The organism is Pseudoalteromonas sp. Ld19 (genome assembly GCF_045064135.1).
GTDB classification, from domain to species: Bacteria; Pseudomonadota; Gammaproteobacteria; order Enterobacterales; family Alteromonadaceae; genus Pseudoalteromonas; species Pseudoalteromonas aliena.
The window spans coordinates 1-13,184 of record NZ_JBISHA010000022.1 but is presented as its reverse complement, the minus strand read 5'-3'; the positions used below and the strand labels follow the sequence as shown (position 1 = coordinate 13,184).

Here is a 13,184-nt window from a genome sequence, read left to right as displayed (position 1 = left end):
GTCGTTACTGTTTTTTTATAATATTATAATATTATAATAAAATAGCGCGTTTTTGCCTCTTTATTAAGTATTTTATTTATAATAGTTTGATTTGTGAGCATTAAAGTTAAATACACTAGTATTTAGCGGAAGATATCTTTATCATTATGCATGCTAAAGCACTGATATCGCGAGTTGGTGTGGCGGCAACAAATGTGCTCTCGTGGTGAAATGGATATCACGTGGCCCTCCGGAGGCTGAGTTGTAGGTTCGATCCCTACCGAGAGCGCCATTTGCTTTGTATCCCTTGCCAATTATATTTCCAAGATCTTATTTAAAATACTCGTCATATTAATAATCCTTTTTAGTCATATGTTATTGAGAATAACTCAAAGAGTAGACTTTTAGGGTTAAATAATGATATTTAAGGTGCATATTCCTTAAATTTAGAAACCCCCACTTTTATGCTGATCACCTTACCCATATCAGAGATTACTCCCGGCATGTATGTTGATAGTGTTGCAAAGCAACATGAAGGGATTGATAGCATAAAAATTAAGACAAGTGGATTAGTGCGAAGTCGCTCTATTATTGATCGCTTGGTGGCTGAAGGGGTCTTAGAACTCATTATCGACTTTGAGAAAGGCGATGCAGCAATACCCGTTAAATACAAGCCGAAAGTAGAGCCTAAAGTTGTTGAAAGTAAAAAGGCGAAAGAGGTAGAGGAGGCTGATAATTTACAGTCGGGCGTAACCGTAAAACAAGAGTTTGCTAAGGCAAGTGTTAATTACGATCAACATAATAGAAAGCTACAAGCTTTGTATGGGGATTTAACCTCTGGTTTAACACTTAACTTGAATATGCTCGATGAAATAGTAACAGAAATAGTTGCCTCAGTTTTTCGTAATCCAAATGCTATGACTATTCTTACACGTATTAAAGATAAGCATAGCTACAACTGGCGACACATGATCAACTGCGCTATTTTTACGGCTGTATTTGCAAAGTATTTAGGGTATGAAGAGTCGTTAGTGCAAGAATTTGCAATGGGGGCATTATTGCACGATTTGGGTCATGCTAAATTACCTCAAGGTATATTTTCAAAACCAACTCCAGTTACAAAAAATGAGCTTACAGTAATTAAAAAGCATGTTTCACAAAGCCTAGGTTTAGTTAAGGGAGTTAAAGGAATAACACCACTGATGCTTGATATGATAATAAATCACCATGAGCGTTTAGATGGGTCTGGTTATCCTCGTGCTATTAAAGCTGAAAACCTAAGTCGTCCTGCGCGTATTATGGCGATTGTTGATGTGTATGATGCGATGACTGCCGATCGACATCATCAAGACGGGGATGAACCAATTAATGCTCTGCGCTATCTGCTGGCTAACAAGCAGATGTTTGATGCCGAATTAGTGCAGCACTTTATTAAGTGCCTAGGTGTGCATCCAGTGGGTACTATTGTAAAGCTTACAAATGAACGATTGGCGTTGGTGTTAGAGGGTAATAAATCGAACCCAATTAAGCCGAAGGTGAAACTGTTTTACAATGCAAAGCATAATCATCATGTTACTCCTAAAGATATTGATTTAAGTGATAACACTCAAGATCTTAAAATTTTAGCCAGTGTTAAACCATTAGACTATAAAATTAATTTATCTCGTTTGTTAAAAGAGCACTTGCTTGAGTAGCCTTTTTACATTGCTTATATTGATATTGTTTACTTGAAATAAACGCGCCTAAGAAACAGCTTCCCATAAGTATCAACCACAATAAAGTTCCCCATTCTACATGTAACGCTAAGCAGCACAGTGCAAGAGAAATTAATGCGCTAAACATGGCACCTACCCAATAATGATTTACCGGATTATCACATTGACCTGCCCGCGTGCAGGCACAGTAATTTGCTTTATAAAAACAAAAAACACTTACACCACAAAAAGCAAGGCCACCTATAATGAGTGAAATGATCACGATTTTATTTCCTTTGCGATTTTTAAAGAAGTGTAAATTGCAATAGATTTCAAGTCAATCTAAATGATAATTAGTTACATTTAGAGCTTATGCTCTAATAGCATATTTCTCATCCGATGAGTTTTAATAAGTTGTTATAATGTCGTTAAAAATCATGTTTTTTGGTGTTTTGTGACGTGTTACTAGGGTTTTTTACAAAAAATTAAGGTAGTGTACTCGGGTTTTAAATCTTAATAACAACACACATAGCTACCCAAACAGTTCGTTTGGTTAAGGACACAACAATGAAATTTACTAAAACTCTAATTGCAGTATCGCTGGCATTTGTTTCTGCAGATACATTTGCTGCCGCATTCCAACTTGCAGAACAAAATGCATCAGGTCTAGGCCGTGCATACGCAGGTGAAGCCTCTATTGCAGATGATGCGTCTGTAGTTGCTCGTAACCCAGCGCTAATGACATTATTCAAAAACAAGCAATTCAGTGTTGCAGCGATTGGCGTTATCCCTGATGTAAGCCTTGAAGGAACTGGTACAAACAATGGTTTACAAGCCAGTGTATTAGATGAAGATAGCATTGTGCCAAGTGCGATTGTTCCTGCTGGTTACTTTACGATGCCAGTTAACGATAAAGTATCTGTTGGTTTTGGTGTTTTTTCTAACTTTGGTTTAGCGACTGAATTTGATAACGATTATGCTGCAGGCCAAATTGCAGGTGAAACTGAAATTTTAACTGTTAACATGAATGCCAGCGTTGCTTACAAAGTAAGTGAACAGTTTAGTTTTGGCGTTGGCTTAAACGCCGTTTACGCTGAAGCAAAAATTATTCGTAAGTTTGGTGCTTCTCCATTACCGATCCCTGCTTCAGCTGATGCTGTCAATCTTGAAGGTGATGATGTGGGTTACGGTTTAAATATTGGCTTAATGTATCAATTAGATGAAAATAGCCGTTTTGGTTTTAACTACCGGACAGAAACAGATATTACTTTTGAAGGTGATTACTCTAATGAGCTTCCTTCAGCATTTATCCCTGGTGGCTTAGATGGAAAGTTAGTACTACCTGGCTCTGTTGAAATTACACTACCAGCAATCGCTGAGTTTTCTGGTTCACACCAACTTGATGACAAATTAGGTCTTCACTACAGTGTATTATGGACAGGCTGGAGTAGCTTTGATTCATTAGAAGCACAAGTAACATCACCAACAGGTAATAAGTTTAGTGCATTTGAAAAAACAGAAGATTTTTCTGATTCAATGCGTTATTCAATTGGCTCGGACTACCAGTTGAATGAAAACATATTACTACGTGCAGGTGTTGCATTTGATGAGTCTCCTGTATCACAAACACACTTATCAATCTCGATTCCAGATACAGATCGTTTTTGGTTCTCGTTTGGTGGTAACTATACAATCGATCAAAATTCAAATGTCGATTTAGGTGTGAGCGTACTTCGTGGTAAAACACAAAACTTTACTGAAGAAGACAAGCTGGGTTCTGAGTGGTCTTTTGAATCAAAAGGTCATGCAGTGCTAATTGGTGCTCAGTACAACTACAAATTTTAATGTAGAAGTGTCTTGTGGTTAATCACAGGACACAAAAAAGCCGCTCATTTTAATAAGTGAGCGGCTTTTTTAATGCCTGTTTAACAAATGCTAAACAGGCATAATAACTAAAATTATAAATTTTCTATTTTACTTTTTTGCGCAAGTAGCTTAGTTTTAGCATCGCTAAACTCAGCCAGTTTTGCATTTTCTTTAGCAAGTACGGCTTCAGGTGCGTTGTTTACAAACTTTTCGTTAGCGAGTTTGTTTTGCACTTGTGCTAAGCCTTTCTCGGCTTTTTCAAGTTGCTTATTAATACGCGAAAGCTCGGCTTCTACATCAATTAAGCCCGCCATTGGGATCATGATCTCAAGGTTGCCAACATAAGACGTGGCACATGCAGGTGCATCATCTTTATTTTCAAGCATTGTAAACTCTTCAATTTTTGCAAGTGATGCTAAAAATGATTTGTTTTCTTCAATGCGGCGCATGTCGTCGCTTGATGCATTAGCAAGTAATACGCTAAGTGGTTTACTTGGACTAATATCCATTTCACCACGAATATTACGAATAGCTAAAATGAATTGTTTAACCCACTCTAAATCGTCCATTGCTTTAGCATCAACGCTTGCTTCATTATAAACAGGGAAGCCTTGTACCATAATGCTAGTGCCTTTAGTTTCAAGGCCTGCAAGTGGCGCTACACGTTGCCAAATTGTTTCTGTGATGTATGGCATCATTGGGTGCATTAAGCGCAGTAGGCTTTCAAGCACGGTAATTAGCGTATTACGTGTACCGCGCTGTTGTGCTTCACTGCCTTTAAATAATACGGGTTTAGTGAGCTCTAAGTACCAATCACAGAACTGGTTCCAGGTGAATTCGTAAAGTGTATTAGCGGCTAAATCAAAGCGGTAGTTATCAAGGTGCTCAGTGTAGGTTTTAACTGTTGCTTCATATTGGCCTAAAATCCAACGATCAGCTAACGAGAACTCCTTTTGTGCATCTTTTGCAAAACCACAGTCTTGCTCTTCTGTATTCATTAATACGTAACGGCTCGCGTTCCATAGTTTATTACAGAAGTTACGGTAACCTTCAAGGCGGTTCATGTCCCAGTTAATATCACGACCGGTAGATGCCATCGCAGCAAGGGTAAAGCGAAGTGCATCGGTACCGTGAGCTTCAATACCATTTGCAAATACTTTACGGGTATCTTTTTCGATTTTTGCAGCAAGTTTTGGCTGCATCATGTTACCAGTACGCTTTTGTACTAAGTCTTCAAGCTCAATGCCGTCAATCATATCTAGAGGGTCAAGTACGTTACCTTTTGACTTAGACATTTTATCGCCATTGTCATCGCGTATTAAGCCCGTTACATACACGGTTTTAAATGGAACTTGTGGTTTGCCATTTTCATCTTTTATAAAGTGCAGCGTCATCATGATCATGCGCGCAACCCAGAAAAAGATAATATCAAAACCAGTTACCAACACGTCAGACGGGTGGAAGGTTTTTAAATCATCGGTGTTTTCTGGCCAACCTTGCGTTGAGAACGTCCAAAGCGCAGACGAGAACCAAGTATCAAGTACATCTTCGTCTTGGCTTAGCGCAACATCATCTGCGATATTGTTGTCGCGGCGCACTTCTGCTTCGTCGCGACCAACAAATACGTTGCCTTCGCTGTCGTACCAAGCTGGGATGCGGTGACCCCACCAAAGCTGGCGTGAAATACACCAATCTTGTACGTCGTTCATCCACGAGAAGTACATGTTTTCGTATTGCTTAGGTACAAATTGAATGTCGCCATTTTTAACTGCGTCTTTTGCAGGTTCAGCAAGTGGTGCAACACGTACATACCATTGGTCGGTAAGCAGCGGCTCGATTACCACGGCAGAGCGGTCACCGTAAGGTACCGTTAACGCATGGTCTTCGATTTTTTCAAGTAAACCAAGTTCTTCAAATTCTGCGATAATCGCTTTACGTGCAGCAAAGCGATCAAGCCCGTGCAAGCGCTCTGGAATTGGCGCGTCAAACTCAAGCTCTTTACCGTCAAAGGTGTATGTTTCACCTTGAGTAAGGATAGCGGCGTCTTTATCGAAAATGTTGATCATCGGCATTTGATGACGCTTGCCAACTTCGTTATCGTTAAAGTCGTGCGCTGGCGTTATTTTTACACAACCTGTGCCTTTGTCTTTATCGGCATGTTCATCAGCAACTATTTTAATACGACGATTAACGATGGGCAATAAAATGTCTTTACCGATTAAATCTGTATAGCGCTCGTCATCTGGGTTTACTGCAACACCCGAGTCACCCAGCATAGTTTCAGGGCGAGTTGTTGCTACTACAATGTAGTCTTTACCGTCTTGTGTTGTTACACCGTCGGCCAGTGGGTAACGTAAGTTCCACATGTGGCCTTGTTTATCTTTGTTTTCAACTTCAAGATCAGAAATAGCAGTGTGTAATTTAGGATCCCAGTTTACTAGGCGTTTGCCTCGATAAATTAGATTTTCTTTATGGAGGCGTACAAACACTTCTTTAACGGCTTCAGATAAACCATCATCCATTGTAAAACGTTCACGATCCCAATCAACCGATGCGCCAAGGCGACGAAGCTGTTTAGTGATAGTGCCGCCTGATTCTTTTTTCCATTCCCAGATTTTATTAATAAAATCTTCACGGCCCAAATCGTGGCGTGTTTTACCTTCTTCAGCATGCAGTTTACGCTCAACCAACATTTGCGTTGCAATACCTGCGTGGTCAGTACCTACTTGCCATAATGTGTTGTTACCTTGCATACGTTTAAAACGCGTTAGGGTATCCATTATTGTATCTTGGAAGGCGTGGCCCATGTGTAAGCTACCAGTAACATTTGGCGGCGGGATCATAATTGAATATGGGGTGCCTTGGCCAGATGGCTTAAAGTAGCCTTTTTGTTCCCAGTCTTGGTATAGAGACTGTTCGATATCTTGCGGATTGTAGGTTTTATCCATTACACAGAACCTTAAATAAGTACTTAAATTAGTTGGTTAGCTATTTAACTAAAGGTGTTTTAGTTATTAATATCTTGCGTGGTGATATTGGCACCGAGTTGGCGCAGCTTTTTAAAGCGCTCGCGAGCAGCTTGCTTAGCAACGGGTTCTACGGGTACAAAATCAAAAACTTGGTTAAATCGACGGATAAAATCCGGTAAGTTATTAGCCAAATTAATTAAAACTTTACGATTACCAACAGGAGGTGTGATGCCAATTTCTACCGGCGCGCCGCCTTTAGGGCCTTCGCCTTGCAGGTTGTGAGGCACAAAACTGTCGGGATCGAATGCCCAAATTATTTCATCAATGGCACAGGCGGTCTCGTTGTTATCTACACAAATAAATACACGTTGACCATTTCGATACTGTTCGGCTGCAATTTGTGCTGCCAAAGCAAAATGATCACCTGGCTTTGCCAACGATTCATCTTGCTGTTTTAGAACGAAAAATTTAGCGTTCATGTTCATTGTATCGGGGTTTCCCATCACATTAAATGCGCACTAAGTTGATACACATAAATTAAGAGGCAGATTTTGCCATATAACGCGTTTTGCTTCAATTAATACACAAATAAATAAGGCGCCAAACGGCGCCTTATAAACAGCTTTAAAGTTAAATGTTCACTTTAATCTTGAGCGGCTTCGCTCACACCTGCTCTATTTAATAAATACTGAGTAAGCATAGGGACAGGGCGGCCGGTAGCACCTTTTTTAGCACCACTTTTCCATGCTGTACCGGCTACATCTAAATGCGCCCAGTTGTACTTTTTAGTAAACTTAGATAAAAAACATGCCGCAGTAATAGTGCCTGCAGAGCGTCCACCTAAGTTAGTAAAGTCAGCAAATGGGCTGTCTAGTTGATCTTGATAATCATCCCACAGCGGTAACTGCCACGCACGGTCGCCACTTTGCTCAGAGGCTTTTAATAAGTCGTGTGCCAGAGGGTTATGATTTGACAGCAAACCCGTTGCATGCGCGCCAAGGGCTACAATACATGCACCTGTAAGCGTTGCTACATCAATTACAGTATCTGGGTCAAAGCGTTCAACGTACGTTAACGCATCACATAACACTAAACGGCCTTCGGCATCGGTGTTTAACACTTCAACCGTTTGCCCTGACATAGTTGTTAAAATATCACCAGGACGATAAGCATTTGGGCCTGGCATGTTTTCACAACCCGCTAAAATACCTATCACATTAATAGGTAATTGCATTTGTGCTAATGCGCGCATTGCACCAATAACACCTGCAGCGCCACCCATGTCATATTTCATTTCGTCCATGCCTTCGCCAGGTTTTAATGAAATACCGCCTGAGTCGAACGTTAAACCCTTACCAACAAGAACAATAGGCGCTTGATCGTCGGCTGCGCCTTTATAGTTAATAATTGACATAACTGATTCGTTAACGCTGCCACGACCAACAGCTAGGTATGAGTTCATACCTAGTTCTGCCATTTGCTCTTCACCTATAAGATCAACAGTAATGTTGTCAAAATTGCTTGCCAGCTCTTGTGCTTGCTCGCCTAAATACGCAGGATTACAAATGTTTGGTGGCATGTTAGCTACGTCTTTACATAACTTGCTACCTGCAGCAATAGCTAAGCCATGCTCAATCGCACTTTCACCAATAGTAAGTTCGCGACGCGTTGGCACGTTAAACACCATTTTACGAAGTGGACGGCGAGGATCTACTTTTTTGCTTTTTAACTGGTTAAACGTATATAAACAATCTTGTGTAGTTTCTACCGCTTGGCGTACTTTCCAGTATGTATCGCGACCTTTAACATGCTGCTCTGTTAAAAAGCATACCGCTTCCATCGAGCCGGTATCATTTAAAGTATTTATTGTTTTAGAAATAATTTGTTTATATTGTTTGTCGTCAAGTTCGCGCTCTTTACCACAGCCTACAAGCAGTATGCGCTCGCTTAATACGTTAGGTACATGATGCAATAATAAAACTTGACCTGGTTTACCTTCTAAATCGCCTCGACGAAGTAAATTTGAGATATAACCATCACTGATTTTATCGAGTTGTTCACCAATGGGGGATAACCTACGTGGCTCGTAAACGCCAACCACAATACATGCGCTACGTTGTTTTTCTGGGCTACCACTTTTTACGCTAAATTCCATTGTTACTCCTGGTTTTGAGTCAATTAAGCTATTAAATAGGGGCTAAAAAAGATTTTTAGTCTAATAACTATAATATTAGCCGATTTTGCTAGACTCTTACTGTGTAATTGAACTTTATATGTTTAAGGGCTACTAATGCAACATTATATCGTGCACTTAGGTAGGATAATTATTTTTGATGGCTTATAATAATAGCCTATTTGTCAGTATCAACTGCGTAAAATAGCTATTTTACGATTCAACACTCACTATTGTAGTGAAATTTCATGTTTAACAGGGGCGAGCATTGCTAATTTTCCGTTATTTGACCGCTGAGGTTTTAAAATCGCAGGTCGCCGTATTTTTAACTTTAATGACAATATTTTTGTCGCAAAAGTTAGTTGTTATTTTAGGTGATGCCTCTGAAGGCAGTATCCCCGCAAAATTAGTCTTGTCGATGATTGCTCTGAAATTACCGCAATTAGCATCTTTAATACTTCCGCTGAGTATATTTTTAGGCATTATTTTGGCTTACAGCCGCATTTATGCAGATAGCGAAATGACAGTACTTAAAGCCTGCGGCGTAAGTGAGTGGTACGTTGTACGCGTAACACTTATATCAAGTGCTGGGTTGGCATTTTTAGCCGCAGCACTCACTATGTATATAGCACCATGGGCAAGTGAACAGGAGTATCAATTAAAGGAACAAGCTAAAGCCGATGCTGGTTTGTCTGCGCTCAGGGCTGGGCGATTTCAAGAAACCGGCAACGAAAAAGCGGTGGTGTTTATTCACAACATTGAAAATGGCGGTAAAGAATTAAACAAAGTATTTGTAGCGCAATTACCTAATAACGAAAAAGACGACTTAGCGCGCCTAGTATACGCAGAGCAAGGTGTTGTAGTCGAGGCATTAAGTGGCGAGCAACAACTGGTACTTACTGATGGTAAACGATACGAAACTGATGGCTCAACGCCAGCGCTTAACTTAACTGAATTTGACGGGTACAGTGTGCAAATTCGCGAGCAAGAAATAGAGCATCAACGCCGTAAGCTAGAAGCAGTACCTACTAATCAATTACTCAAAATCAATACACCCGAATCGATTGCGCAGTGGCAGTGGCGACTAGCTATTCCCCTTTCTATTCCATTGCTCACTTTGCTAGCTGTGCCACTTAGTGTGGTGAACCCTCGTCAAGGTAAGTTTGCCAAGTTGGTGCCTGCTATTGGTTTGTATTTAGGTTATTTTATTTTACTTAATGCGGCTAAATTTGCTGTTGAAGATGGCAAAATCCCTCCCTCAATTGGCTTATGGTGGATCCACTTAAGTGCCCTATTCATTGGCGGATTGTTAATTATTAAAGGGCGGTCACTTGGTGCTTGGCTCAAAGCTGTTGTAATTAAACGGGAGCTAGGTTCATGATGAAAACGCTTGATTGGTACTTAGGGCGCAGTATTTTACAAACAACAGGCTTTGCTTTATTAGTCTTGGCTGGTATTAGCACCCTTATCAAATTCATCGAACAGCTAAAGTCGGTAGGGCGTGGAAGTTATGATTTAATGACCGCAATGCTTTACACCTTGTATACTATTCCTGGTGATTTAGTTGTTTTTTTCCCGATGGCAGCACTCATAGGTGGCTTAACAGGACTAGGGGCTCTTGCTTCTAACAGTGAGCTGGTAGTTATGCAGGCTGCAGGCATGTCGCGCTTACAAATTATTGTATCTGTTATGAAAACCGCCGTTTTTATGGCTATTTGTATGATGGCGCTTGGTGAGTGGGGCGCTCCCGAAGCACAGTTACATGCAAAAGAAATGCGTAATCAAGCAATTCATGGTGGTGATGTATTTAATGCGCAAAAAGGTGTATGGGCTAAAGATGGTAATAACTTTATTAATATAGAAGATGTTGACCAAAATGGAATGCTGCACGGTGTGCATATGTATCACTTTAATAAGTCGTTAGACCTAACTCAGATAACAAAAGCTAAAAATGCGGTCAGCAGAAATGAAGGTTGGTTACTACGTGATATAAACAAAGTGATAATAACGGATGAACAGATCACGACGGAACAAGTTGCTGAAGAGTTTTACGCTTCACAATTAACCGCCGAAAAATTAGGGGTTGTATCGGTAAAACCTGAATCGTTATCGTTTTCTGGTTTATGGTCGTATTTAGGTTATTTAAAACAGAATGAGCAAGATACAAGTACTTATGAACTAGCGCTTTGGCGTAAGCTTATGCAGCCAATATCTATAGCTGTAATGTTACTTGTAGCACTGTCGTTTATATTCGGTCCACTGCGCACGGTTACCATGGGGGCTCGCATCATTATGGGAGTTGTAACTGGTATTGTATTTCATTTAACAAATGAAATATTTGGCCCTGTGGTAATGGTTTATCAAATTCCTGCCTTTGTGGGGGCCGTATTGCCAAGTATCATATTTATAGGTTTTGCAACTTACTTAATGAATAAACGAGTCTAATGTTTGATATATAGCAGAGCATTTCGCCTAAACAAAAAAAGCGTGACCAAATCAAATTGTCACGCTTTTTAATATTTGTTTAACCCCACTGTTGAGATTAATCAAGCTCTCGATAAACACGTTTGTTCTCTTCTTTTGTTAATGCAATAACTTCAGTTTTAGATACATAATCTTGTAATGCTTTTTTATTTTTTAAATCAACTAACACGACTAAATTACCCAAACCAAGCAAGGAGCTTACGCAGCGTACAATTGCTTGAGGCCAGCTAATAAGATTACCTTCGAGCGTTTGTACTTTTAAACGCCATGCGCGCATTCCAATAGTTTGGCCGCTTTTAGTCCAAAAATATGCAAAAAAGAAAACGTTAATACCTACAAATAGCGTACTTCTAATTCCGTATAGCAGTGGCGAGTCTTGGATAAAAGCAGCAGGATCATCCGTCTGAGCAATAAAGTCTAATGCAATTAAGCCCTGAATTACCGCAAAGTAAAGTATAGCTGTAAGCATAGATAAGGAAATTACAACTAAAGCGTCGTAAATCAAAGACGCAAAACGCCGCCAAAAACTTGCACGAGAAAACTCACCTGACATAAATACACTCTCACTATTAATATGCGCGCTAGTTTAGCAAATAAGCTCATAAATACTAGGATCTATAGACGTTGCAGCAACACCTATGCGTATGCTTATCTTTAAATGTTAATGATTGCTCAAATGTTAAGCGGTTGATTGTCGTAATGCGATAAAACGCTTGCTGCCAACCTTATTGTTTGTATAATGCTTAGCATAGAGACGAAGGCAAATAAATAATCCTTAGCTCTAAAGTGGTTTTTCTTTATCTTCTACTACTTAGAAGTTCAAAGAAAAATTATGCCAGCGTGATGAAATTGGTAGACATGGGGGATTCAAAATCCCCTTCCGAAAGGAGTGGCGGTTCGAGTCCGCCCGCTGGTACCACTTTTTATAACCCCGACCAAATTGGTCGGGGTTTTTTTATGTCTGAAATTTGGGTTTTATTTTTAACTCACTATAAACGGATTTTTTATCGGTATTTTCATTTTTATTATTGCCCCCGATCGTATCATCTAAATATTAGCAGCCTTTGCTTTTAAATGGACTCAAATAGAATAATAGTATTTAACCTGATCTCTGGTTAAGAGATTCACTAACGCATTGAATTATGGTGATATTTAAATTCATTTTCTCTAGCCAGAGATTTTCAGTGAAAACAAGGCGAATTTACGCGTCAATAGCGGGCCTTTTGCAAGTAAATTCAACGCAGTTAGCGCTGAAAATAGCTGCTCGAGATAGATTTATTATCCAGAGTTCAGGTTATATTAGTAATACGAGAGTGCTATTTTTCATAAAACAAAGTGAGGACACTTAAAATTAGACAAAGCCGCTTTACATTATTTGTAGGTATTATAGTAGTGGAATTGGTTTATGGGCTATAAGTACGCCTTATATATAGTAGATGCATCATGTTTAGCCTGATATTTGAGCTGAAATTTCCTTTTAGCTCCTTATTTGTATAGCTTTTATACTAAATTCATTTAATTGTTAAAAAGCTGAAATAAAACATTGACCCCCGCTCGAATCTCCCTATAATGCGACCCCACTGAGACGGGAAACGCCGAAGCATAGCAAGGCACGAACTACTCAGAGAGTTAAATAAAACTTCGGTTTTAAATCTTCCAAAAGAAAGTTTAAAACTAAGTGTTGACTCGAAAAATAAAGGGTGTATTATTCGCATCCCTTGAGATGCTAAAGCGACTCAAAACGTTCTTTAACAATGTAAAGCAATCATCTGTGTGGGCACTCGTACAGATTGAGTTCTAACAGCCAAGCTTAGTTCGCTAAGTAAGGCAAACAAATTAGAGTCTCAATTGAAATCTGAGTGACCAACAGAAGTAACTTATTTATAAGTTGCTTCGGCACAGTCAATTCAATATCGAAAGATATTAAAATAAATTCAGAATTCATTGAGCTGTCGAAAGACATAAAACTTTTTAATTGAAGAGTTTGATCATGGCTCAGATTGAACGCTGGCGGCAGGC

9 protein-coding genes and 2 tRNA genes are annotated in these 13,184 nt (G+C 39.6%); 6 read left to right on the top strand and 5 right to left on the bottom strand.

Going from position 1 to position 13,184, the window contains the following annotated elements; all coding sequences use genetic code 11:
- The first annotated feature begins 196 nt into the window (after positions 1–196).
- Positions 197–271, top strand: a tRNA-Arg gene (locus ACJJVZ_RS16865).
- Positions 272–443: 172 nt separating this feature from the next.
- The gene (locus ACJJVZ_RS16860; protein WP_273048679.1) at positions 444–1,673 is read left to right on the top strand and encodes an HD-GYP domain-containing protein; all 1,230 of its coding nucleotides are present in this window, start codon (positions 444–446) and stop codon (positions 1,671–1,673) included.
- Here ACJJVZ_RS16860 and ACJJVZ_RS16855 read toward each other — a convergent pair.
- Positions 1,633–1,956 (bottom strand): hypothetical protein, encoded by a 324-nt coding sequence (locus ACJJVZ_RS16855; protein ID WP_193154741.1) that lies wholly within the window; start codon positions 1,954–1,956, stop codon positions 1,633–1,635. The two genes, ACJJVZ_RS16860 and ACJJVZ_RS16855, sit on opposite strands and share 41 nt — an antisense overlap.
- A gap of 284 nt (positions 1,957–2,240) precedes the next feature.
- Between ACJJVZ_RS16855 and ACJJVZ_RS16850 the strand changes: the two genes are divergently transcribed.
- On the top strand, positions 2,241–3,518 hold the full coding sequence (locus ACJJVZ_RS16850) for an outer membrane protein transport protein (protein WP_405602119.1): 1,278 nt from the start codon (positions 2,241–2,243) through the stop codon (positions 3,516–3,518).
- Between the two features lie 113 nt (positions 3,519–3,631).
- Here ACJJVZ_RS16850 and ACJJVZ_RS16845 read toward each other — a convergent pair whose 3' ends face one another.
- The 3 genes from ACJJVZ_RS16845 to pepA all read right to left on the bottom strand — a co-directional run bounded on the left by ACJJVZ_RS16845 (position 3,632) and on the right by pepA (position 8,663).
- Positions 3,632–6,487, bottom strand: a complete 2,856-nt coding sequence (locus ACJJVZ_RS16845) for a valine--tRNA ligase (RefSeq protein ID WP_405602116.1) — start codon at positions 6,485–6,487, stop codon at positions 3,632–3,634.
- Positions 6,488–6,546: 59 nt separating this feature from the next.
- Positions 6,547–6,993: a DNA polymerase III subunit chi gene (locus ACJJVZ_RS16840; RefSeq protein WP_138585454.1), complete on the bottom strand. Its 447-nt coding sequence runs from the start codon at positions 6,991–6,993 to the stop codon at positions 6,547–6,549.
- A 158-nt stretch (positions 6,994–7,151) separates the two neighbouring features.
- Complete coding sequence (gene pepA / locus ACJJVZ_RS16835; protein ID WP_138585453.1) at positions 7,152–8,663, bottom strand: leucyl aminopeptidase; 1,512 nt, start codon at positions 8,661–8,663, stop codon at positions 7,152–7,154.
- A 286-nt stretch (positions 8,664–8,949) separates the two neighbouring features.
- Between pepA and lptF the strand changes: the two genes are divergently transcribed.
- Both lptF and lptG read left to right on the top strand, forming a co-directional pair.
- Positions 8,950–10,062 carry an LPS export ABC transporter permease LptF gene (gene lptF, locus ACJJVZ_RS16830; protein WP_193154733.1) on the top strand — a complete coding sequence of 371 codons (1,113 nt, stop codon included), beginning with the start codon at positions 8,950–8,952 and terminating at the stop codon, positions 10,060–10,062.
- Complete coding sequence (gene lptG, locus ACJJVZ_RS16825) at positions 10,059–11,126, top strand: LPS export ABC transporter permease LptG (protein WP_193154732.1); 1,068 nt, start codon at positions 10,059–10,061, stop codon at positions 11,124–11,126. Before lptF ends, lptG begins: the two co-directional genes overlap by 4 nt.
- A gap of 97 nt (positions 11,127–11,223) precedes the next feature.
- Here the strand turns inward: lptG and ACJJVZ_RS16820 are convergent, their stop codons facing one another.
- Positions 11,224–11,718, bottom strand: coding sequence for an RDD family protein (locus ACJJVZ_RS16820; RefSeq protein ID WP_405602112.1), 495 nt, complete (start codon positions 11,716–11,718; stop codon positions 11,224–11,226).
- 281 nt (positions 11,719–11,999) lie between these two features.
- On the opposite strand from ACJJVZ_RS16820, the gene ACJJVZ_RS16815 reads away from it, so the two are divergent.
- Positions 12,000–12,084, top strand: a tRNA-Leu gene (locus ACJJVZ_RS16815).
- The last annotated feature ends 1,100 nt before the right edge of the window (positions 12,085–13,184 follow it).